This window comes from Terrabacter sp. 01T434 (assembly GCF_056398545.1).
The window spans coordinates 235,231-258,075 of the sequence record NZ_JBFTPP010000003.1; the positions used below are offsets into that span (position 1 = coordinate 235,231).

Below are 22,845 nucleotides of genomic sequence, written 5' to 3' on the forward strand. Positions count from 1 at the left end.
CCAGCAGGCTCCTCCCGGTCAGCGGCGCAGGCGCAGGCCTCGCGGGGTCATGTGGAATCCGGCCTGTGAGAGCGCCTGGACGAGCGGGTGGTCCGAGCCGAGGACCGAGGCGCCATCGGCCTTCTCGACGGTGAGCCGGCCGAGAGCACCTTCACGCACGGCGAGTGCGAGCGCGTCGGCCGCGGCCTGGAGGTGCTCGGGGTCGTCGGACCAGCAGAGCATCGTCTTGCCCCCACGCTCGACGTAGAGCACGAGCTCGCCGTCGACGAGGACGACGAGGGCTCCCGCCTTGCGGCCCGGCTGGTGACCCTTGCGGCGGGAGGCCTTCGGGGCGCCCTCGTCATCGCCGTCCTTCGCAGCGGCCGGCTCGTCGGCTGCGGCGTCGGTCAACCCGCGCTCGGGCCAGCTGATGGCGGCGCCGTAGGGGTTTGCGGGGTCGCTCGCGGCGAGGACGAGCGCCGGCGGCCCGGTGCGCTCACGACCGCGCTGGCCGCCCCGTCCGGACGCAGCGGACCCAGCAGGCGTGGGCGCGAGCCACTCGTCGCCGTCCGCGGCGTCGACACGCCTGCCGCCGCCCTCGTCGCCGCCAGGGAGGCGTGACATCGAGCGGAGTCGGTCGACCGCGCCGGTCGAGGCGAACTGCGAGGCGCCGAGTCCCTCGACGAAGTAGCCGCGCCGCACCTTGCCGGCCTCCTCGGCCGCCGCGAGCACTCGGTACACGGCCGCGAAGCCGCCAGGCACGTCCTCGGTGACGACCGAGCCACGGGTCAGCACGCCGTAGCGGTCGAGGAGCAGCTCGGCGTTGGTGACGGCGCGCACGGTCGGGTCGGACTCGGCCGGCGGGAGGGCGGTCCATCGACCCACGCCCGTCGACGGCCCGGACCCTGCGGCCCGGCCGGCTGCCAGCGCCTTGGTGGTCGCTGCGTTCTCGGCCGCCTCGACCTGGGCGGAGCTCGTGCCGGCGAGGGGGCCCCGGAGCGAGCCGAAGCGGCCCAGCGAACCGCGCCGGCCGGCATACCTCGTCGACCGCGGGCCGGCGCTGGTGCGCTTGTGCGCCGTGCGGCCACCGGCCAGCAGGGCGCGCAGCGGCGCGATGGTGTCGTTGGTGATGCGGCCCGACCACAACAGTGACCAGAGCGCGTCGTTGAGCTCGGTGTCGCCGAGGCCGACGCGGGTGGCGAGCGCCCGGAAGAAGTAGGCGCCGCCGCCCTCGAGCGCACTGAGGACCGCCTGCTCGTCATCAGTGAGATCGACGACCTCGGGCGGGGTCAGGGTCAGGTGCGCGGCGTCGGCGAGGTGCAGGCTGACCCAGCCGTCGTCGCCGGGGAGCGACCCGTGGCCACGCCAGACGACCTCGCCCGAGCTCATCACCTCGTCGAGCAGGGCCGGGCGGTAGTCGGCCACCCGTGCCGGCAGGACCAGGGACTCGAGGGCGCTCGCCGGCACGACCGCACCGGTCAGCTGCTCGACGGCGCGAAGCAGCCCCTCACGCCCGCGCAGACCGCCGCCGACGCCCTGCCACTGCGGCAGGAAGCGCGCGAGGTCAGGCTGCGCGACAGGCTCGACCTCGTGGCGCAGAGCGGCGAGCGACCGCCTCCGGAGCAGCCGGAGCACCTCGGCGTCGCAGAACTCCGGGCCGTGGCCACCGCCGTTCTCGGTCGGGAGGAGCTCGCCCTCGACGACCCGCCCGGCCGAGACCAGACGGCGCAGCGCGTCGTGGACGACCGCCGGCCCGACGCCCCACCACGCGGCGACGGTCTGGACGGCGAAGGGGCCGTGGGTGCGGGCGAAGCGGGCGACGAGGTCGGCCAGCGGGTCGGGCGCCGGCTCGAGGAAGGCCTGCGGCACCCCGACGGGCAGGGCGGTGCCGAGGGCGTCTCGCAGGCGGGCGGCGTCCTCGATGGCCGCCCAGCGGTCGTCACCGCCCACCCGGACGGCGATGACGCGCCTGGCTGCCTCGAGCTCCTTCAGGGCGGTCTCGACGCCGGTCGGCGCGAAGCCCTCGGCGGCGCGGGCCACGATGTCGCGCACCGAGAGCGGGCCGAGGACGCGCAGCAGGTCGGCGACGTCCTCGCCGTCGCGGGCTCCTCGCTCGGGCGTCAGCCGCTGCAGCTCGGCCTCGGTGCGCGCGACCGCCTCGGGGTCGAGCAGGTCGCGCAGTGCGAGCGCCTCGCCCTGGCCGAGCAGCTCGGAGAGCAGCGACGGGTCCAGCGCGAGCGCAGCGGCGCGTCGCTCGGCCAGCGGCGAGTCGCCCTCGTAGAGGTACTGGGCGACGTAGCCGAAGACGAGCGACTTCGCGAACGGGCTCGGCTGGCTCGACTCGACGTCGACGACCTTGACGGCGCGCGACCGGATGTCGCCCATGAGCTCGACGAGGCCCGGCACGTCGAAGACGTCCTGGACGCACTCGCGCACGGCCTCGAGGACGATCGGGAAGCTGGGGTACTGGCTCGCCACCTCGAGCAGCTGGGCAGCCCGCTGCCGCTGCTGCCACAGGGGCTGGCGTCGGTCTGGACGCCGACGCGGGAGGAGAAGGGCACGCGCCGCGCACTCCCGGAATCTCGCTGCGAACAGGGCCGATCCGCCGATCTCCTGCGTGACGAGGGCGCTGACCTCCTCAGGCTCGAGGGTGACGAGCTCGACGAGCTGCTGACCGATCGCCGCGCCGTCCTCGAACTCGAGGTCGGGCAGCCGGAAGACGATGCCGTCGTCGCCGTGCATGGCCTGGACGTCGATGCCGAAGCGCTCGCGCATGCGCGCCGCGACGCACAGTGCCCACGGGGCGTGCACCTGACCACCGAACGGCGAGAGCACAGCCACGCGCCAGTCGCCGATCTCGTCGCGGAAGCGCTCGACGACGATCGTGCGGTCGTCGGGGACGTGGCGCGTCGCCTCCTTCTGCTCCGTGAGGTAGCCGATGAGGTTGTCGGCGGCCCACTCGTCGAGCCCGGCAGCCGTGACCCGCGCCCGGGCCCGCTCGGGCGTCAGGCCGACGATCTCGCGGACGAAGCCACCGAGGGCGCGGCCGAGCTCGGCGGGCCGTCCCTGCTGGTCGCCCTTCCAGAACGGCAGCTTGCCGGCCTGACCGGGGGCCGGGGTGACGAGGACCCGGTCGTGGGTGATGTCCTCGATGCGCCACGTCGACGTGCCGAGGGTGAAGACGTCGCCGACGCGGGACTCGTAGACCATCTCCTCGTCGAGCTCGCCGACCCGGCGGCCGGGGCCCTCGCCGGAGGCGAGGAACACGGCATACAACCCCCGGTCGGGGATGGTGCCGCCACTCGTGACGGCGAGGCGCTGGGAGCCGCGGCGGCCGGAGAGCGTGTCGCTGACCCGGTCCCAGACGATGCGGGGACGCAGCTCGGCGAACTCGTCGGACGGGTAGCGGCCGGCGAGCATGTCGAGGGTCGCCTCGAGGACCGAGCGCGGCAGCGAGGCGAAGCTCGCCGCCCGGTGGACGAGAGCCTCGACGTCGGCGATGGTCCAGTCGTCCATGGCACACATGGCGACGACCTGCTGGGCCAGGACGTCGACCGGGTTGGCCGGGACGCGGAGCGACTCGATGGCGCCCGCCCGCATGCGCTCGACGACGACGGCGGTCTGCACGAGGTCGCCGCGGAACTTCGGGAACATCACGCCCTGGCTGACGGCGCCGACCTGGTGGCCCGCGCGGCCCACGCGCTGGAGTCCGCTCGCGACCGACGGCGGGCTCTCGACCTGGATGACGAGGTCGACGGCGCCCATGTCGATGCCGAGCTCGAGGCTGCTCGTCGCGACCACGGCAGGGAGGCGACCGGCCTTGAGGTCCTCCTCGATGGTGGCGCGGTGCTCCTTGCTGACCGAGCCGTGATGGGCCCGTGCCAGCACCGCAGGCGCGCCCCGCGAGGCACCGGCCTGGGCCATCACCTGCGCGGGCGGCTTCGTCGACAGGGCCGCGAGGGTGGGGACCGGCAGGCCCTCCTCCTCGGCGAGCCGCTCCTCCCAGATCTCGTTGAGCCGTGAGGTCAGCCGCTCGGCGAGACGACGCGAGTTGGCGAAGACGAGGGTGGACCGGTGCTCGGCGATGAGGTCGACGATGCGCTCCTCGACGTGCGGCCAGATGCTCGCCTGCGGGGCGTTGCCCGCGGCCGGTCCCGACAGGTCGGGCACCCCGGGCGAGATCTCGGCCGCCGAGCCCGAGAGCTCGCCCATGTCGGGGACGGGCACGACGACGTCGAGCTCCCACTGCTTCGTCGACTTCGGCTGGACGATCTCGACCGGCCGGCCGCCCGCGAGGTAGCGCGCCACCTCCTCCACCGGACGCACGGTCGCCGAGAGCCCGACGCGCTGGGCCGGCTTGGGCAGCAGGGCGTCGAGCCGCTCGAGGCTGAGGGCGAGGTGTGCTCCGCGCTTGGTGCCGGCGACGGCGTGGACCTCGTCGAGGATGACCGTCTCGACGCCCTTGAGGGCCTCGCGCACCGACGAGGTGAGCATGAGGAAGAGCGACTCGGGCGTCGTGATGAGGATGTCGGTGGGCGTGCGGGCGAAGGCCCGACGCTCGTTGGCCGGGGTGTCGCCCGAGCGGACGCTGACGCTGATGTCAGGTGGCGGCAGCTCGAGCCGCGTGGCGGCGTGGCCGATGCCCACGAGGGGCGCCCGCAGGTTGCGCTCGACGTCGACCGCGAGCGCCTTCATCGGCGAGACGTAGAGGACGCGGCAGCGCTCGAGCCGCTCCTCGGGCACTGGCTCGCTCGCCATGCGGTCGATCGCCCAGAGGAAGGCGGACAGGGTCTTGCCCGAGCCGGTAGGGGCGACGACGACGGTGTGGTGGCCAGAGCTGATCGCGTCCCACGCCCCCGCCTGGGCGGTCGTGGGCGCGCTGAAACTGCTCCGGAACCACTCGGCGGTCGCCGGAGAGAAACGGTCGAGCACGTCGGCCCGCTTGCCTTTCGCCATCGGGCTCAGCCTGCCACCCCGCACCGACATACCCCAGCCGGCACAGGCCGCGTTCCCGCGCCGAGCCCGGTCAGTCCCGGTCAGTCCCGGTCAGTCCCGGTCATGGAGGACGAGCACCGGACAGTGCGCGTGCTCCGAGCACGCCGAGCTGACCGAGCCCAGCAGGAGCCCGGCGAAACCGCCGTGCCCACGGCTGCCGACGACGAGGAGCGAGGCACCCCTGCTGGCGTCGATCAGGACGGTGCGAGCCGAACCGTGGACCACGCGCGCTTCGAGCTCGGCCGGTCGCTCGTCGCCGAACACCTCGTCGAGCGTCTCCCGCATGACGGTTTCCGCGTCGAGGTCGGGGCGCCAGTTGACGTCCACGGGTGCGTTGAAGCTCGGCGGGTAGTCCCACGCGGTGACGGCCTCGATCGTGCTCCCCTCGCTCGTGGCGAGCCGAACCGCCCAGCGCAGCGCCTGCTTCGACGACTCGGACCCGTCGACCCCGACCACGACCCGACCCGGCGGGGCGTCGCCGCCCGCGTCGATCGTGCTCTCGCGGCTCTCACGGCTCTCGCGCTCGGCCATCCCCGTCCCCCTCTCGTCGGCCCCAGCCTGTCACGGGGGGCGGCGGACGCGCAGGGGCTTTGGTCCCCTCGCCGGGCGGCATACGAGCACGCATGCCGTGTCGGCTCAGCGGGCGACCTCGCGGTGCGAGCCGTCGAGGCGTCGCGTCCAGCCCCGACGGTCGAGGTGCTCGAGCAGGGGGATGACGATGCGGCGGGTGCTGTCCAGGGCCTTGCGGGCGTCGCTCGTGGTGAACGGCTGAGGGAGCGCCGCGAGCTGCCGCATGGCGAGCGCCGGCGCGTTCGGCAGCAGGACGACGTCGCCGGGGAGCCGGAGGATGCGGCCGTTGCCCTCAGCGGCTGCGAGCTCGCGGGGCCCGAGCCCGGCCGCGTCGAGCTCGTGCTGCTCCGGCGCCGTGAACGGGCTGCGCCGCAGCCGCTCCTCGATCCTGCCCAGGGCCGCCTCGGGCCCGCTCGCCAGGACCGCGGCACGGCCCGGGAGCCCGACCCGACCGTCGCGGACCTCGAGCCCGGCTGCGGCGGCGAGATCGGCCACGAGGGCCCGGTCGGGCGCACCCGCGGCGGCTCGGGCCGCCTCCAGGGCCAGCACGGGGTCGATCGGGGCCGAGTCGGCGCGCTGCTGCACGGCCACGCGCAGCCGGCTGGCCGCGTCCAGCCACGCCTCGTCGTCGACGAGCCAGGCGCCGCGGCGCGTGACGGTCGCGGCTGGACGCCCACCGGGCGGCACCGGGATCCCGAGCGACACGGCGTCGGCCGGCGTCATCCAACCGCGGCGGGCGACCTCACGGGCGAGGTCGGGCGCCCCGTCGAGGCCGCGGACGACCTCTGCCCGCCGAGCGGCCGAGCCCCGGCGGTCGAGCACCGGCGGGTCTGCGTCCACGACGACCGCGCCCACGACCTGGCGTGAGCCGGGGTCGCGCAGGAGGATGCGGTCCCCGCCGACGACGGGCAGGGACGCCGGGAGGGCCAGACGCACCGCACCCGGGCCGAGCGGGCGCACCCTCGCCTCGACCGCGAGGGTGCCGAGATGGACCATGACGTGCGACGGGAGCCGGTCCGAGTCGACGGGGTCGTGCTCGTCACCTCCGGCGCCGACAAGCCGTGCGTCAAGCGTCGTCGTGACGTGCCAGGCGCGGGGCGTGAGCAGCGCGTCGCCGCGAGTCACCTCGTCGACCCCGACCCCACGCAGGTTGACCGCGACGCGGGCCACGGCGGGCACCTCGTCACGGGTTCGACCGAGACTCTGGAGACCGCGCACAGTGACCGACTGCGAGGCACCGGTCGTGCGGTGGACGACCAGCTCGTCGCCGAGCCGGATCGTCCCGGCGCCGAGGGTGCCGGTGACGACGGTCCCGCTGCCCCGGACCGAGAAGGACCGGTCGACCCACAGGCGCGTGCGTCCAGTCCGGTCGGGGGCCGGCAGGGAGGCGACGAGGTCGTCGAGGGCGACCCGGAGGGCCTCGATCCCCTGGCCGGTGCGGGCCGACACCGCGAGCGCGGCGCTCCCGGCCAGGCTCGTGCGGCCCACCTGCTCGAGCGCCTCGGCGAGGGCAGGGCCGGGGTCGGCGAGGTCGCTGCGCGTCACGACGACGAGACCGCGCGAGATGCCCAGGGCATCGACGGCCGCGAGGTGCTCGGCCGACTGGGGACGCCATCCCTCGTCGGCCGCCACGACGAGCAGGACAGCCGGCGCGGGACCCAGCCCGGCGAGCATGTTGCCGATGAAGCGCTGGTGTCCGGGCACGTCGACGAAGGCCACGTCCGCGCCCGAGGCCAGGGTCGTCCAGGCGTAGCCGAGGTCGATCGTCATGCCACGACGGCGCTCCTCGGCCCAGCGGTCGGGCTCGATCCCGGTCAGGGCCCGCACCAGGGTGGACTTGCCGTGGTCGACGTGCCCCGCGGTCGCGATGACGTGCACGGTCAGTGGCCGCTCGGGTCGTCGCCGCCGCGAACCGCGAGGATGGCCCGCTCGACGTCCGGGTCGCGGGCCGGCGGGACGCAACGCAGGTCGACGAGGCAGCAGCCCCGCTCGACGCGCGCGACGACGCCGGTCTCGCCGCGCCGCAGACGCTCGGCGTAGGCCTCGGGGAGCGCGACGGCCCAGCCGGGAAGGGGCAGGCCTGGCGCTCCCCCGCCACCGACCCGTCCCTCGACCGGGACGACCTCGCCCGAGACCGCGGCGGCCAGGCGCTCGGTGCGGGCTCGGAGCCGGTCGAGGTCGACGTGGAGGTAGTCGGTGACCGGGGGGACCGGCCCGCGCAGGGTCGCCTCGAGGGCCGCGAGCGTGAGCTTGTCGACGCGCAGCGCACGGGCGAGGGGATGGCGTCGCAGTCGCTCGACGGTGGCCGCATCGCCGAGGACGAGACCGGCCTGGGGTCCGCCGAGCAGCTTGTCGCCACTGGCCGTGACCAGGGTCGCGCCGTCGGCGAGCGCCGTTGTGGCGTCGGGCTCGTCGGGCAGCATCGGGTCGGGGCGCAGCAGCCCGCTGCCGATGTCGACGACGAGCGGTGCGCCCAGTGTCGCGAGCTCCTGCACGGACGCGGCGCTCGTGAAGCCCTCGACGCGGAAGTTGCTCGGGTGCACCTTGAGGACGCAGCCGGTGTCGGGTCCGAGCGCGGCGGCATAGTCGGCGAGTCGCGTGCGGTTCGTCGTGCCCACCTCGCGCAGGCGGGCGCCCGTCGAGGCGATGAGGTCCGGCAGCCGGAAGCCGTCCCCGATCTCGACCATCTCGCCGCGGCTGACGAGCACCTCCCGGCCCGATGCCAGGGCGGTCGTGGCGAGGACGAGCGCAGCCGCGCCGTTGTTGACGACGAGGGCGTCGCCCGCAGCCGGCACGGCGGCGCGGAGCGCCTCGAGCGTTCCCCGACCGCGCCGGGCACGCGCCCCCGTGACCGTGTCGTACTCGACGTCGACGTATGCCGCGGCCGCCACGACCGCGTCCACCGCGGCGTCCGAGAGGGGCGCCCGGCCGATGTTGGTGTGGACGACGACACCGGTGGCGTTGAGGAGAGGCCGGAGAGTGGTGCTCCTGGCCGGCAGAGCCGCCCGCGCGGCCGCGACGACGTCGTCCGGGGCGATCTCACCCGAGCGGACGAGTGCCTGCGCGGAGCGCACCGCGGCCTTGACCGTCGCGGCACCGTGCCGGGCGGTGGCCGCGACGAGCTCCGGGTGCGCCATCAGCACGTCGGTGCGTGGGACCGTCCGCCGCGGATCTGCCTGCGCCACACCGACTTCCTCTCCCGCAGAGATTTGGCGGAGGTGGACGGGAATCGAACCCGCCAGGCCGAGATGCTCGGCCTCACCGGTGTTGAAGACCGGGGGGACCACCAGGTGCCCGGACACCTCCACGCCCACCGTACCCATCGCCCGCTCGACAGGCTCAGGGGGCCGGACGGCATACGCCCGTCGACGGTGGGGTATGACTGCTGGCGTGGACACGGTGCGACTGACCCAGTTCGCGCACGGCGGCGGCTGTGCGTGCAAGATCCCGCCCGGCGAGCTCGAGGAGATGGTGCGCGGCCTCACCGGGATCGCCGACGCCGACCTGCTCGTCGGCCTCGACGACGGCGACGACGCGGCCGCCGTGCAGATCACCGACGGCCTGGCGGTGCTGGCGACGGCCGACTTCTTCACCCCGGTCGTCGACGACGCGTACGACTGGGGCCGCATCGCTGCGGCGAACGCGCTCTCCGACATCTACGCCATGGGCGGACGCCCCGTCCTGGCCGTCAACCTGCTCGGCTGGCCCCGCGACGTCCTCCCTCTCGAGCTGGCCGCCGAGGTCCTGCGCGGTGGCCTCGACGTCGCGCGCCTCGCCGGCTGCCCGGTGGCGGGCGGCCACAGCATCGACGACCCCGAGCCGAAGTACGGCATGGCCGTCACCGGCGTGGCCGATCCCCATCGCCTGCTGCGCAACGACGCCGCCGCTGCCGGTCTGCCGCTCAGCCTGACCAAGCCGCTGGGGGTCGGCGTGCTCAACAACCGGCACAAGGCGACGGGTGAGGTGTTCCCCGAGGCTGTCGCGTCGATGGTCGCGCTCAACGACGTCGCGAGCCGGGACGCCCTGGCGCACGGCGTGCAGGCGGCCACCGACGTGACAGGCTTCGGCCTGCTCGGGCATCTCTTCAAGATGGCGCGCGCGTCGGGCGTGACGGCCGTCGTCGACGCCGCCGCGGTGCCCTATCTCGACGGTGCGCGCAGCTCCCTCGCGGATGGCTTCGTGCCCGGCGGTAGCCGGCGCAACCTCGACTGGGTGCGCCCTCACCTCGACGCCTCCGTCGACCTCGACGAGCTCCTCCTGCTGGCCGACGCCCAGACGAGCGGCGGTCTGCTCGTCGCCGGCGAGATCCCCGGCGGCACCGTCATCGGCGAGCTCGTGCCCCCCGGCGAGCACGTCATGCGGGTGCGATGAGCCGTCTGGACGACCTGCTCGAGCAGGCTCGGGCCGGCCTGCGGCGGCTCACGCCGGAGCAGGCCCGGGACGCTCAGGCGCGTGGGGCTCTGCTCGTCGACACCCGCACCGAGACGCAGCGCGCCAGGCAGGGAAACCTGCCGGGTGCGCTCGTCATCGACCGCACGGTGCTCGAGTGGCGACTCGACCCCAGGAGCCCGGCCCGGATCCCAGAGGCCAGAGACCTCGACGTGCACGTCATCGTCATCTGCCGCCAGGGCTACAGCAGCTCGCTGGCCGCCGACTCGCTGCGGCGACTCGGGCTGACCCGCGCCACCGACGTCATCGGTGGCGTCGAGGCCTGGCTGGCCGCCGGGCTGCCCCTGTCGGAGGAGCCGCCCGACGTCCGTGAATGACCCCAGCGGTCAGCGGCGCCTGTCGGCGGTGGCCTCGGGGGTCGACGCGGAGGCGGACGAGGTGCCCGTCCGGGGCGCCGGCTTCTTCGTCAGCATGGGCAGCGCCATGCCGACGAGGGCGATGATGCCGACGACGGTGAAACCGAGCGTGTAGGCCTTCTGCTCGCCGATGAGCGAGGAGATGAGCAGCGGCCCGACGATGCCGCCGATGCTCCAGCCGATGAGCATGAGGCCGTAGATCGCACCGGCGTTGCGGACGCCGAAGAAGCGACCGGCCGTCGAGGGCATCGTGCCGAAGGCGCCGCCGTAGCAGGTGTAGACGAGCGCGGCGAGGATCGCGAAGAGGATCGGCGACGCGACGTGCGGGATGAGCAGCAGGCAGACGCCCTGGATGCCGAGGATCCCCATGAACGCCGGCATCTTGCCGATCCGGTCCGAGAGCCAGCCCCAGAGGATGCGGCCGCCGCCGTTGAACAGGCCCAGCACGCCGACGAGGCTCGCGGCTGCCGCGGCCGAGTAGCCGGCGACGTCGCCGGCGCTGCCGGCGGCCACCGAGATGAGCGAGATGCCGGCCGTCACGCTGAGGGTGAGGATGGCGGTCAGGAGGTACCACTGCGGGGTGCGCAGGGCTTCCTCGGCCGTGAAGTCGACGTCGGGGACCGGGTCCTTCGTGTGCGCCTCGGCGCCGTGGCCGGCCGTCGCGGGCGCCATTCCTGGCGGGACGTAGCCGGCGGGCGGGTTGCGGAAGAGGCTGGCCCCGATGACGACGGCCACGAGGTAGCCGATCCCGAGCGGCAGGAACGCCTTGGTCGGCATCGACGGGTCGGCGGCGATGAGCCGCTGGCCGAGCGGAGCGGTGATGACCGCGCCGAAGCCGAAACCGGCGACGGCGATGCCGGTGATGAGGCCCGGCTTGTCGGGGAACCACTTCTGCAGCATGGCGATCGGCACGATGTAGGCCATGCCGAGGCCGAACCCGCCGAGGATGCCGTAGCCGAGGATGAGCAGCCAGAACTGGTCCTTGTCGGCGAACGAGGCGAGGATCACGCCGAGGCTGTAGATGATGCCGCCGGTGAGGGCGACGGTCCGCGGACCGCGGCGGTCCTGGATGCGTCCGCCGATGTAGCTGCCGACGAAGATCATGCCGATGGCGACCTCGAACGGCACGGAGGCCTGCGCCTTGGACCAGCCGAAGGCGTCGTGGCTCTGGATGGCCTTGGCGAAGACGCTCCACGCGTAGACGGCGCCGATGGCGAGCTGCACGAGCACGCCCGCCACGAGGATGAGCCACCGGTTGCCGCCCGGTGAGGCGGTGCTGTCGTTCCGAACCGCACTGGTGCTCATGAGGCTCCCCTTCTCGTCCTGGTGGTCCGGCGCGTCAGCGCGCCGTGGTGATGGAGTCGTCGACGACGCCGGCGGCCCGACGCTTCTCCAGCCGCTCTCGCTGCGGCTCGACGGTGTACTTCGGGTCGATCGCCGAGACCATGCCGGCCTCGAAGACGCCGAAGCGGGTGCACGCCGAGGCAGCCATGAGAGCCGCGCCGCTCAGGGCAGCAGCGATCCGGTTGCCCCCGAGGGCGACGGCACCGACGGCACCACAGATCGTCAGGGCCCGGCTCGCCTTGAGCAGGCGGCCGGCCTTCCCGGTGCGCAGCGGCTCGGACAGCGTGGGCCCGAGCTGGTCCTGCATGCGTTCGAAGGCCACCAGCTCGGCGACCGCGCTCACGGCGGCGAGCTTGCGCGCTGGGCCGTTCTCGCGCGACGGCACGGTGACGAGTGCGAGCCCGGAGGCCGCGAGATTGGCGGAGTTGACGAAGACGAAGGGCAGCTCGCGGTAGGACTCGTGCCACGTCGGGGTGGCCGTGTCGGCGAGCAGCACCGCGGTGTAGGCGGCGAGCGGGGGCGCGAAGAACGCCGACCCCACGGTGGCCGGTCCGTCCGCGAGCTTCAGCACCTTGGAGACCAGGCTGAGGACGCCGGATCCGCCGGCACCAGAACGCCGCTCGAGCAGCGGGCGCCCGATCTCCGAGGCGAGAGCCGCACTGGCGAAGCTGCCGAAGGCGGTCAGGATCCACGACCCCACCGACATCGGCGAGGTGAGCTTGACGGTCCGCATCATGTTGAGGGCGCGGCTCGGCTTGCCGAGGTCCTTGGCGAGCGCCGCCCCACCGAGGGCTGCACCGGCGACCGCGCCGATGCGCCCGACGCGCTGCAGCGCGGGGTAGCCGCGAGCCGCGCCGCCGGCACCGAGCAGTGCCGAGCCCGCCGCGATGCCGCCGAGGAAGAGGTATGCCGCCACCTCCTTCTCCCACGGCGCGGGCTTGACGATGTGGCGCCCGTAGTAGCTGTCGAAGCTGACGTCGGGGACCATGATCGACTCGTCGCGGCGCTTGCCACCGTTGCGAGCGCCGCCTCCGTTGCCGCGACGGCGCGGTCGCTCCGGCGGGCGGTCGGCGTCGAAGGGGTTGGTCGTCACTTTCGCCTCCCGACGAAGGAGGCCGCTGCCATCGCGAGCATCGTCAGCCCCGCGTAGCCGGCCTTGCGGAACATGTCGGGCAGGTCGGCGGTCGTGACCCGCGGGTCCGGCGGCAGGCCGTAGACCTCGGGCTCGTCGAGGAGCAGGAACGTCGAGCCGGTGCCACCGACACCGTCCTTGTCGTCGACGCCGTAGAGGCGCGCCTCGCTGTAGCCGAGCTCGTGCAGCTGGGCGACACGGGCCCGCGCGGTGGCGCGCATCTCGTCGAGGTCGCCGAACTTGATGGACGTCGTGGGGCAGGCCTGGGCGCACGCGGGCGTCTGTCCGGCGCCGAGCCGGTCGTAGCAGAGCGTGCACTTCTGGGCGATGCCGACGTTCTTGACCTCGCCGTTGGTCTCGGCGTGCGACGGCGGGTTCTGGTGCGAGCCACCGCCCTTGTTGCCTGATGCACCGGCGGCCCCGGTGCCCTCCGACCCCTTGATGCTGATGCCGTGGGACTGCGGGCCCTTCTCGTGGCCCTCGTGGCCGCTGCGGCGCTCGATGACGCCGAAGGGGCAGGCCGCCACGCAGTAGCCGCAGCCGTTGCAGACGTCGTCCTGGACGACGACCGTGCCGAACTCGGTGCGGAAGAGCGCGCCGGTGGGGCAGACATCGAGACATGCCGCGTGGGTGCAGTGCTTGCAGACGTCGGAGGCCATGAGCCACCGCACGTCCGGCAGTGCCGTGTCGGTCGGGCCGGGGCCAGCCGCAGCGCCCTGGCGCAGCTCACCGGGAGCCGTGAGCGTCGCGGTCGCCGTGCCCCCGCCACCAGCGACGGCGGGCTCGTCACCCGAGCGCACCGACGGCATACCGAGGGAGACGAGCTTGCGCCCCGACTCACGAGCCTGCTCGATGCGGTCGGTCGTCTGCTCGACGAACGCGACGTGTCGCCACGTGCTGGCCCCGAGGGCGCCGGTGTTGTCGTAGGACTGGTTCAGCAGGTCGAGACCGTCCTCGGGAATGCCGTTCCACTCCTTGCAGGCCACCTCGCACGCCTTGCACCCGATGCAGATCGAGGTGTCGGTGAAGAAGCCCTTGCGTGGCTCGTGCCGGTCCCACGCGGCGTCGGCCGCCGGGTCGGTGGGGCCAGAGAGCTGGTTGCGCCAGAAGCCCATCGTCAGCCTCCTCTCGTGTCGGGGGTGGACTCGGGGTGGCCGGTGCGCAGCTCGTTGCTCGTCATGACGGTGCTTCCGGCGCGCGACTGGTGCTCCGCGACGAGCCGCAGCAGCGCCTCACCTGCCGGTCGGCGGCCGGGCATGATGTCGCACGAGCCTGCCTTGCTCTCCTGGATCTGCACGTTGGGGTCGAGCGCGATGCCGAGCAGGTCGTTGGCGGCGTCGCCGCTCACGACCGCGTTGCCGCCGACACCCCAGTGGTAGGGCAGCCCGATCTGGTGGATCGTGCGGCCCCGGATCAACAGAGGCGTCATGCGCTCGGTCACCATGACGCGTGCCTCGATGGCCGCGCGGGCCGACACGATGGTCGCCCACCCGCCGTTCTCGAGACCCCGCTCGGCCGCCAGCTCCGGCGAGACCTCGCAGAAGAACTCCGGCTGGAGCTCCGAGAGGTAGGGCAGCCACCGGCTCATGCCACCGGCCGTGTGGTGCTCGGTCAGCCGGTAGGTCGTGAAGACGTACGGGTAGACGTCGGCACCGGGCGCGTCACCGGAGGGGCTCCACAGGTTGTCCTTGCGCGGGAAAACCTTGCGCGCCGGGTTCGACTGCTGCGTGTAGAGCGGGTTGCTGACCGGGGACTCCTGCGGCTCGTAGTGGGTCGGCAACGGCCCGTCGAGCATGCCCTTGGGCGCGAAGAGCCACCCCTTGCCGTCGGCCTGCATGACGAACGGGTCGTCACCGGCAAGACCGGCGGGACCGCCCGTCCCCGGCTCGGGACGGTAGGAGGGCGCCTTGTCGGGGACGAAGTCCGGCACGTCGTGACCGGTCCACTTGCCTGCCTCGGCGTCCCACCAGATGTAGCGCTTGCGCTCGCTCCACGGGTTGCCGTCGGGGTCGGCCGAGGCGCGGTTGTAGAGGATGCGGCGGTTCGCCGGCCACGCCCAGCCCCAGTCGAGGGCGGTGAGGTCCTGCTCGTGCCCGGGCCTGCGGTCGGCCGCATGGTTCTTGCCGTCGGCGTAGACGCCGGTGTAGATCCAGCAGCCGCCGTCGGTGGAGCCGTCGGCCTTCATCTCGGTGTAGGCCGAAAGAGGCTGTCCCGCCTTGTCGCCCGTCAGGTGGCGGCCGTTGATCTCGGCGAGCACCGCCTCGGCGTCGGGGTCGCCGTGCTCGTCCGTGGGGTAGTCCCACGTCAGGTCGAGCAGCGGACGGTCCCGCTCGTCGGTGGAGTCGGCGAGCAGCTCGCGAACCCGGCGACCGAGCTCGTAGAAGAACTGCAGCTCGCTCTGGCAGTCGCCCGGGGGCTGGACCGCCTGGTGGTGCCACTGGAGCATCCGCTGGGTCTGGGTGAACGACCCGCTCTTCTCGGTGTGCGCGGCCGCGGGGAGGAAGAAGACCTCGGTCTCGATGTCCTCGGTCTTGAGCTCGCCCGAGGCGATCTCGGGACCGTCCTTCCAGAACGTGGCGGACTCGATCATGTTGAAGTCGCGCACGACGAGCCACTTGAGGTGGGCCATGGCCTGCCGCTGCATGCGCCCGTGCGCCGAGCCGACGGCGGGGTTCTGGCCGAGCAGGAAGTAGCCCTCGACCTGGCCGTCGAGCATCGCCATCGTCGTCTGGTAGGTGCCGTGCGCCCCGCTGAGCCTCGGCAGGTAGTCGAAGCACCAGTCGTTCTCGGCGGTCGCGGCCTTGCCCCACCACGACTTGAGCAGGCTCACGGCATACGTGTCGGCGTTGGCCCAGAAGCCCTTCTGCTCCTTGTTGCCGATCGCCCCGAGGTAGTCGTCCCACGTGTCGTGCAGGCCCGCGACGGGCATCGCGAGGTAGCCGGGGAGGATGTTGTACAGCGTCGGGATGTCGGTCGAGCCCTGGATGCTGGCGTGCCCGCGCAGCGCCATGATGCCGCCGCCCGGGCGGCCCATGTTGCCGAGCAGCAGCTGCACGATGGCGGCGGTGCGGATGAACTGCGCGCCGAGCGTGTGCTGGGTCCAGCCCACGGCATACACGAACGCGGTCGTGCGCTCACGGCCGCTGTTCTCGGTGACCGACCGCGCGAGGTACTCGAAGTCGTCGACGCTGATGCCGCACGTGTCGGCCACCATCTCCGGGGTGTAGCGGGCGTAGTGCCGCTTGAGGATCTGGAAGACCGTGTTGGGGTCCTGCAACGTCTCGTCACGCAGCACCCGGGCGTGCTCGAGCGCCGGCCCACCGGAGCCGTGCTCGTCACCGGCGGCGCGCTCGGACTTGGTGTGGCCGTGCTCGTGGCCGGCCGCGGGACCGCCGATGGTGCCGGGCGTCTCGTCGTCGTCCCCGTCGGCGCTGGCGTAGGCCCACGTCTCCTGGGAGTAGTTGCCCTTCTCGTCGTCGTAGCCGGAGAAGAGCCCGTCGAGGTCCTCGGTGTCCTGGAACTTCTCACTGACGAGCGTCGCAGCGTTGGTGTACGCGACGACGTACTCCTTGAAGTAGAGCTCGTTGTCGAGGATGTACTTGATGAGGGCGCCGAGCAGCACGACATCACTGCCGGCGCGGATCGGGATGTGCTTGTCGGCCGTGGCCGACGTACGCGTGAAGCGCGGGTCGACGTGGATGACCCGGGCTCCCTTGAGCCGCGCCTCCGTCACCCACTGGTAGGCGACCGGATGGCACTCGGCCATGTTCGATCCCTGGATGACGATGCAGTCGGCGTTGGACAGGTCCTGCACGTACTGCGTGGCGCCGCCGCGCCCGAACGAGGACCCCAGACTGGGGACCGTGGAGGAGTGTCAAATACGCGCTTGGTTCTCGATCTGGATGGCGCCCGCGGCGGTGAAGAGCTTCTTGATGAGGTAGTTCTCCTCGTTGTCGAGCGTCGCTCCGCCCAACGAGGCGATCCCCATGGTGCGCCGCAGCGGGCGCCCGTGCTCGTCGTGGTCCTGCCAGGTGCGACGTCGCGACTCGACGAACCGCTGCGCGACCATCTCGACGGCCGTCGACAGCTCGATCGGCTCCCAGTCCGTGCCGCCGGGACGGCGGTAGAGCGCCTTGCGCTGGCGGCCCGGGTTGTTGACGAGCTGCTCGCTCGCGGATCCCTTGGGGCACAGACGGCCCCGCGACACCGGCGAGTCCGGGTCGCCCTCGATCTGGACGACGCGGCCGTCCTTGACGAAGACGCGCTGGCCGCAGCCGACGGCGCAGTACGGGCACACGCTCTGGACGACCTTGTCCGCGGTGGCGGTGCGGGGTGCGAGCTCACGCGTGTGGGCTGAGGTCACCGCGGGCCCACGGCCGAGGAAGTCACCGGAACGCACCTGCCGGACGACCGGCCAGGACAAGAAGGTCTTCTTGGGATCCACCGCTGCACCTCTCTGGACTGGGCGACCGCACCATGAGAGCACGACTGTCTGCGAGACGCCACAGAAGCAATACCCATTCCGGCGACGTCGCACACGGGCGCCCTTCACGCGCTGACTAGACTCGACCACAGATGACGAGCGAGCCCGAACCGACCCCTACCCGCGCGCCCGGACACGCGAGGTCCGTGGTCCGAGGGCTGATGGCCCTCGGGCCTCACCGAGGTGCCCATCGCGTCGCGATCCGCGCGGGGGTCTCCGTCCTCGTGCCCCTCCTGGCGCTCGTCCTGCTCGGTCACGTGGAGTGGACGGCGTATGCCGCGTTCGGTGCCTTCACGTCGCTGTACGGCCGCAACCACGCCCGACCCGAACGAGCCGGGATGCAGGCCGTGGCCGGCGGGTTCCTCACGCTGGCAGTGACCCTCGGCGTCCTGGTGTCCCTCGCACCTGACTCACGCTGGCTCGTGGTGCCCGTCGGCGCGCTCCTCGCCGCCGGCGGCTCGCTCACGTCCGACGCGTACGGCTGGCACCCACCGGGACCGCTCTTCCTCGTCTTCGGCTTCGCCGTGAGCGCCATGGTGCCCGCGACACCGGCGACGGTGCCCGTGGCCGCAGGCATCGCCGCCCTCAGTGCCCTCTTCTCGATGCTCGTCGCACAGGTCGGCGTCCTGCGGGAGCCGGCGTCGTGGTCACCACCCGTGCTGCCCGTGCCACGATTCCGGGACGCGCTCGCCTCACCCGGCGCCGTGACCCACCTGGTTCGCTACGTCGTGGCGCTCTCGGTCGCAGGCGGCGTCGCCACCGCCCTGGACTGGCAGCACCCGTACTGGGCCATGGTCGCCGCAGTGGTCGTCCTGTCGGGCCCCGACCTGCTGTCCCGGCTGACCCGGGGCGTCCAGCGCGTCGTCGGCACGCTGCTCGGGCTCGGCGTGGCCGCCGTGATCCTGCAGTGGGGGCCCTTGGGCGTCGTCACGGTGCTGGTCATCGTCGTGCTCCAGGTCCTCACCGAGCTGTTCGTGGGCCGCAACTACGCCGTCGCCCTGCTCTTCATCACCCCGCTGGCCCTGCTCATGGGACAGCTGGCCCACGCCTCGCCGACCGTTCCGCTCCTGCGTGACCGCCTGCTCGAGACCGTGCTCGGCGCCCTCGTGGGAGCCGTCGTCCTGCTCCTCGTCCCGGATCGCCTTCGAGCCACCACCGCGTGACGACGGTTGGGAGCATCAGCCTGCCGGGCGGCATACTCACGTGGTGACGAAGAACCTCAGCGAGCGCATCCCGCGGGACCCCGATCCCGACGGCCTCTACGAGGTCTTCACCGAGTGGACGACCGAACGCGGCCTGACCCTCTACCCGCACCAGGAGGAGGCGTTCCTCGAGATCCTGAGCGGCAGCAACCTCATCCTGTCGACGCCGACCGGCTCCGGGAAGTCGCTCGTCGCGACCGCCGCGCACCTGACGGCCCTCGCCGACGACCGGGTCAGCTTCTACACCGCGCCGATCAAGGCGCTCGTCTCCGAGAAGTTCTTCGCCCTGTGCGAGCAGTTCGGCGCCGACAACGTCGGCATGATCACCGGCGACGCTTCGGTGAACGCCGACGCCCCGATCATCTGCTGCACGGCCGAGATCCTTGCCAACCTCGCCCTGCGAGAGGGGAGCTCGGCCGACGTGGGCCTCGTCGTCATGGACGAGTTCCACTTCTACTCCGAGCCCGACCGCGGCTGGGCCTGGCAGGTCCCGATCATCGAGCTGCCGCAGGCGCAGTTCGTCCTCATGTCGGCGACCCTCGGTGACGTCACGATGTTCAAGGACGACCTGACGCGGCGCACCGGCCGCTCGACCGCCGTCATCACGGGCACCGAGCGTCCCGTCCCCCTCGAGTTCTCGTATGCCGTGACGCCCCTCCACGAGACCATCGAGGAGCTGCTCGAGAAGGACCGCGCGCCCGTCTACGTCGTCCACTTCACGCAGGCGGCCGCCCTCGAGCGGGCGCAGAGCCTCATGGCCGTCAAGATCACGACCCGCGAGGAGCGCGAGGCGATCGCCGCCCGGATCGGCAGCTTCCGCTTCGGGTCCGGCTTCGGCCGCACGCTCTCGCGCCTCGTCCGGCACGGCATCGGCGTGCACCACGCGGGGATGCTGCCGAAGTACCGCCGCCTCGTCGAGCAGCTCGCGCAGGACGGCCTGCTCAAGGTCATCTGCGGCACCGACACCCTCGGCGTCGGCATCAACGTCCCGATCCGCACCGTCCTGCTGACGGGGCTGACGAAGTTCGACGGGACGAAGCAGCGCACGCTCAAGGCGCGCGAGTTCCACCAGATCGTCGGCCGTGCGGGTCGCGCCGGCTACGACGCCCGGGGCTGGGTCGTCGCCCAGGCACCCGAGCACGTCATCGACAACCTCCGTGCCGTCGAGAAGGCGGGCGACGACCCCAAGAAGCAGAAGAAGATCCAGCGCAAGAAGGCGCCGGACGGCTTCGTCAACTGGTCCGAGGAGACGTTCGAGCGGCTCATCGTCGCCGAGCCCGAGCCGCTCCAGCCACGCATGCGCGTCTCGCACTCGATGCTCGTCAACATCCTTGCGCGAGAGGGCAACCCGGTGGCTCACGCCGCACGGCTGCTCTCCGACAACCATCACGAGGTCAAGGACCAGCGCCGGCTGCAACGGCACGCGCTCGTGCTGGCCAAGGAGCTGCTCACCTCGGGCGTCGTGGAGCGTCTCGCCACGGTGGAGGGGTCCGGCCGTCGGCACGCCCTGACGATCGACCTGCAGCGCGACTTCGCCCTCAACCAGCCGCTCGCCCCCTTCGCCTTGGCCGTCATGGACACCATCGACCCGGAGTCCGACTCCTACGCAAGGGATCTCGTGTCGGTCATCGAGGCCATTCTCGAGGACCCCCGCCAGGTGCTCTGGGCCCAGGAGTTCAAGGCCCGCGGCGAGGCCGTCGCCGCGATGAAGCTCGACGGCATCGAGTACGAGGAGCGGATGGAACGGCTCGAGGAGGTCACCTGGCCCAAGCCGCTCGCCGACCTCCTCGAGGTGACGCTGACGGCCTACCGCCAGAGCCACCCGTGGATCTCGCAGGACGCCCTCTCGCCGAAGTCCGTCGTGCGCGAGATGTACGAGCGCGGCATGACGTTCAACGAGTTCGTCTCCTACTACGGCCTGTCCCGGTCGGAGGGGCTCGTGCTGCGCTATCTCACCGACGCGTACCGCGCGCTGCGCCGCACCGTCCCGGAGAGCCACCGCACCGAGGAGCTCGAGGACATCATCGAGTGGCTCGGCGAGCTCGTCCGGCAGACCGACTCGAGCCTGCTCGACGAGTGGGAGGACCTCGTCAACCCCTCGGACGCCGTGGCCCAGCAGGCCGACGTCGCTCCCCCGGCCCGGCCGGTCACCGCCAACGAGCGCGCCTTCACCGTGATGATCCGCAACGCCATGTTCCACCGGGTCGAGCTCGCCTCCCGCGACGAGTGGGAGGCGCTCGGCGAGCTTGAGGCCCGCGTCGCCGAGCTCACCGACCCGCCGCAGAAGGTCGTCATGGACGCCCAGGCGTGGAACGACGCGCTCGGCGCCTACTACGACGACCACGACGCCATCGCGACCGACCAGGGCGCCCGCTCGCCCGCGCTGCTGCAGGTGGAGCGCACGCCGACCGAGTGGCGCCTGCGCCAGGTCGTCGTCGACCCGGAGGACGACAAGGACTGGGGCATCACGGCCGTCGTCGACCTGGCTGCCAGCGACGACGCCGGCGCTGCCGTGCTGACGGTGACCGGCTTCGAGAGGCTGGGTGGCTGAGCGTGGGACTGCGTGAGACGCCCCGCGAGCACGACGGAGTCCTCGTCGAGCCCGAGGGTGGCGGCAACGGCACCGGCGTCCTCGTGCTCTCCGGGTCGAGCGGCCGCGTGGAGCGCGACCGGGCCCGACTGCTGGCCGGGACCGGCGTGTCCGCCGCCCTGACGTACCGCTGGTTCGGCGGTGACGGCCAGCCGGCCGGCATCTGGGAGTACCCGCTCGAGTCCTTCGCCCCCGCGGTCGCCTTCCTCGCCGAGCGCTGCGACCGGGTCGTGCTCCTCGGCGTCTCCAAGAGCGCCGAGGCCTTCCTGCTGTACGCCGCCGACGACCCGATCGTCGACGCCGTCGTCGCGCTGGCGCCGAGCCACGTGGTGTGGGCGAACGTCGGTCCCGGGCCCGACGGTGAGCTGCGTCCGCAGCACTCGTCCTGGTCGCGGAACGGCGAGCCGGTCCCCTTCGTGCCCTACGACGACGACGCCGAGCCGGTCGGCGACCCACCAGCCTTCGCGCCCGTCTACACCCGGAGCCTGCGCACCGCCGCCGACCGGGTCGCGGCCGCGACCATTCCCGTCGAGCGCTTCTTCGGCGACGTACTGCTCGTGGCGGGCGGTGACGACGAGGTCTGGCCGTCGGTGACGTTCGCCCAGGCCGTCCAGGCCCGGCGGCGCGCCCTCGACCTGCCGACGACCCTCGTCACGCATCCGGAGGCCGGGCATCGCGTCGTCCTCCCGGGCGAGGCGGTCGCGTCCGGTGGACAGCGAATGGCGCGCGGCGGCACCGAGGCAGCCGATCGCGCCCTCGGCGAGCGGGCCTGGCCGGAGATCCGGCGCGTGCTCGACCTGTCGTAGCCCACGCCGTCGTAGCGCGCCGGAGGAGCATCCTCGGCGGGTATGTTCCCGAGTGGCCTCATCGGGCACCCTCAATCGACAGGATGGCGTTCATGGACTCCACCGACCTCAAGTCCGCGTCACGGCGCGCCGGCGACCACCCTGCGCTGGAGACGGCGGCCCGCGTGGGCTACGCCGTCAACGGCGTGCTCCACATCGTCATCGGCGTCATCGCCCTGCAGCTCGCCCTCGGCTCAAAGGGCAAGAGCGCCGACCAGTCGGGAGCCCTGGGCTCGATGGCCGACAACGGGTTCGGCCTGCTCCTGCTGTGGGTCGCCGTCGTCGCGTGGCTGGGTCTGGCGCTGTGGCAGGTCACCGAGGCGATCACGGGTGGGTGGCAGACGAGCGACCGCGTCAAGGCAGCCGCGAAGGCGGCCGTCTACCTCGTCCTGTCGTGGACGGCGTTCAAGTTCGCGAGCGGCCATGGGAGCTCGAGCAAGAGCCAGACCACCGACTTCACGGCGAGCCTCATGAAGCAGCCCGCGGGCCAGTGGCTGGTGGCCGCCGTGGGTCTGGCCGTCGTCGGTGTCGGCGTCTACCACGTCGTCAAGGGGTGGAAGAAGAAGTTCCTCCAGGACCTCGAGTCCCACCCCGGCGAGTGGATCGTCAAGGCTGGTCGCGTCGGCTACATCGCCAAGGGCATCGCCCTCGTCATCGTCGGCGGCCTCTTCGTCCTGGCTGCGTTCCGTCACAACCCGAGCGAGGCCCGCGGCCTCGACGGGGCCCTGCGCAACCTCCTCGGCGCCCCCGGCGGTCCCGTGCTGCTCGGTCTCGTCGCCCTCGGACTCATCGCCTTCGGCGTCTACTGCTTCGGCCGCGCTCGCCACGCCGACGTCTGACGCTCGCTGCACGCGGCTCGCACGCCGACGGCCGGGAACCCCAAGGGTTCCCGGCCGTCGT

General features: G+C 72.6%; 14 protein-coding genes and 1 tRNA gene. 6 read left to right on the top strand and 9 right to left on the bottom strand.

Going from position 1 to position 22,845, the window contains the following annotated elements; all coding sequences use genetic code 11:
* Positions 1–18 precede the first annotated feature (18 nt).
* The 5 genes from AC1DIW_RS08510 to AC1DIW_RS08530 form a co-directional block, all read right to left on the bottom strand.
* Positions 19–4,935, bottom strand: a complete 4,917-nt coding sequence (locus AC1DIW_RS08510; protein ID WP_478107391.1) for an ATP-dependent helicase — start codon at positions 4,933–4,935, stop codon at positions 19–21.
* A gap of 90 nt (positions 4,936–5,025) precedes the next feature.
* The gene (locus AC1DIW_RS08515; RefSeq protein ID WP_478107393.1) at positions 5,026–5,505 is read right to left on the bottom strand and encodes a universal stress protein; all 480 of its coding nucleotides are present in this window, start codon (positions 5,503–5,505) and stop codon (positions 5,026–5,028) included.
* Between the two features lie 105 nt (positions 5,506–5,610).
* The gene (gene selB, locus AC1DIW_RS08520) at positions 5,611–7,422 is read right to left on the bottom strand and encodes a selenocysteine-specific translation elongation factor (protein ID WP_478107395.1); all 1,812 of its coding nucleotides are present in this window, start codon (positions 7,420–7,422) and stop codon (positions 5,611–5,613) included.
* A 2-nt stretch (positions 7,423–7,424) separates the two neighbouring features.
* Complete coding sequence (gene selA, locus AC1DIW_RS08525) at positions 7,425–8,729, bottom strand: L-seryl-tRNA(Sec) selenium transferase (RefSeq protein WP_442277501.1); 1,305 nt, start codon at positions 8,727–8,729, stop codon at positions 7,425–7,427.
* 25 nt (positions 8,730–8,754) lie between these two features.
* Positions 8,755–8,850, bottom strand: a tRNA-Sec gene (locus AC1DIW_RS08530).
* Between the two features lie 72 nt (positions 8,851–8,922).
* Here AC1DIW_RS08530 and selD point away from each other — a divergent pair.
* Positions 8,923–9,915, top strand: a complete 993-nt coding sequence (gene selD / locus AC1DIW_RS08535; RefSeq protein ID WP_478107397.1) for a selenide, water dikinase SelD — start codon at positions 8,923–8,925, stop codon at positions 9,913–9,915.
* Positions 9,912–10,310, top strand: a complete 399-nt coding sequence (locus tag AC1DIW_RS08540) for a rhodanese-like domain-containing protein (RefSeq protein ID WP_442277503.1) — start codon at positions 9,912–9,914, stop codon at positions 10,308–10,310. Before selD ends, AC1DIW_RS08540 begins: the two co-directional genes overlap by 4 nt.
* A gap of 9 nt (positions 10,311–10,319) precedes the next feature.
* On the opposite strand, the gene AC1DIW_RS08545 is transcribed toward AC1DIW_RS08540, so the two are convergent.
* Genes AC1DIW_RS08545 through fdh form a run of 4 tightly spaced genes read right to left on the bottom strand, consistent with a single transcriptional unit; the run spans position 10,320 to position 17,269 of the window.
* Positions 10,320–11,654 (bottom strand): L-lactate MFS transporter, encoded by a 1,335-nt coding sequence (locus tag AC1DIW_RS08545; RefSeq protein WP_442277504.1) that lies wholly within the window; start codon positions 11,652–11,654, stop codon positions 10,320–10,322.
* A gap of 34 nt (positions 11,655–11,688) precedes the next feature.
* Entirely contained in the window at positions 11,689–12,786 is a 1,098-nt protein-coding gene (gene nrfD, locus AC1DIW_RS08550; protein ID WP_478107400.1) for an NrfD/PsrC family molybdoenzyme membrane anchor subunit, read from the bottom strand.
* Positions 12,783–13,940: a 4Fe-4S dicluster domain-containing protein gene (locus tag AC1DIW_RS08555; protein WP_478107402.1), complete on the bottom strand. Its 1,158-nt coding sequence runs from the start codon at positions 13,938–13,940 to the stop codon at positions 12,783–12,785. Before AC1DIW_RS08555 ends, nrfD begins: the two co-directional genes overlap by 4 nt.
* Before the next feature lie 2 nt (positions 13,941–13,942).
* Positions 13,943–17,269: a formate dehydrogenase gene (fdh, locus tag AC1DIW_RS08560; protein ID WP_478107404.1), complete on the bottom strand. Its 3,327-nt coding sequence runs from the start codon at positions 17,267–17,269 to the stop codon at positions 13,943–13,945.
* A 200-nt stretch (positions 17,270–17,469) separates the two neighbouring features.
* On the opposite strand from fdh, the gene AC1DIW_RS08565 reads away from it, so the two are divergent.
* The 4 genes from AC1DIW_RS08565 (at position 17,470) to AC1DIW_RS08580 (ending at position 22,784) form a co-directional block, all read left to right on the top strand.
* The gene (locus tag AC1DIW_RS08565; RefSeq protein ID WP_478107406.1) at positions 17,470–18,471 is read left to right on the top strand and encodes an FUSC family protein; all 1,002 of its coding nucleotides are present in this window, start codon (positions 17,470–17,472) and stop codon (positions 18,469–18,471) included.
* Between the two features lie 40 nt (positions 18,472–18,511).
* On the top strand, positions 18,512–21,061 hold the full coding sequence (locus AC1DIW_RS08570) for a DEAD/DEAH box helicase (protein ID WP_478107408.1): 2,550 nt from the start codon (positions 18,512–18,514) through the stop codon (positions 21,059–21,061).
* A gap of 2 nt (positions 21,062–21,063) precedes the next feature.
* Complete coding sequence (locus AC1DIW_RS08575; RefSeq protein ID WP_478107410.1) at positions 21,064–21,906, top strand: acyl-CoA thioester hydrolase/BAAT C-terminal domain-containing protein; 843 nt, start codon at positions 21,064–21,066, stop codon at positions 21,904–21,906.
* Between the two features lie 92 nt (positions 21,907–21,998).
* Entirely contained in the window at positions 21,999–22,784 is a 786-nt protein-coding gene (locus AC1DIW_RS08580) for a DUF1206 domain-containing protein (RefSeq protein ID WP_478107412.1), read from the top strand.
* Positions 22,785–22,845: the final 61 nt, after the last annotated feature.

Bases quoted from the DNA above. Each gene is read 5' to 3' on its own strand.
- AC1DIW_RS08510 (WP_478107391.1), bottom strand. From the start codon at position 4,935: ATGGCGAAAGGCAAGCGGGCCGACGTGCTCGACCGTTTCTCTCCGGCG.
- AC1DIW_RS08515 (WP_478107393.1), bottom strand. From the start codon at position 5,505: ATGGCCGAGCGCGAGAGCCGTGAGAGCCGCGAGAGCACGATCGACGCG.
- AC1DIW_RS08545 (WP_442277504.1), bottom strand. From the start codon at position 11,654: ATGAGCACCAGTGCGGTTCGGAACGACAGCACCGCCTCACCGGGCGGC.
- AC1DIW_RS08580 (WP_478107412.1), top strand. From the start codon at position 21,999: ATGGACTCCACCGACCTCAAGTCCGCGTCACGGCGCGCCGGCGACCAC.
- AC1DIW_RS08565 (WP_478107406.1), top strand. From the start codon at position 17,470: ATGGCCCTCGGGCCTCACCGAGGTGCCCATCGCGTCGCGATCCGCGCG.
- AC1DIW_RS08555 (WP_478107402.1), bottom strand. From the start codon at position 13,940: ATGGGCTTCTGGCGCAACCAGCTCTCTGGCCCCACCGACCCGGCGGCC.
- AC1DIW_RS08540 (WP_442277503.1), top strand. From the start codon at position 9,912: ATGAGCCGTCTGGACGACCTGCTCGAGCAGGCTCGGGCCGGCCTGCGG.
- selD (WP_478107397.1), top strand. From the start codon at position 8,923: ATGACTGCTGGCGTGGACACGGTGCGACTGACCCAGTTCGCGCACGGC.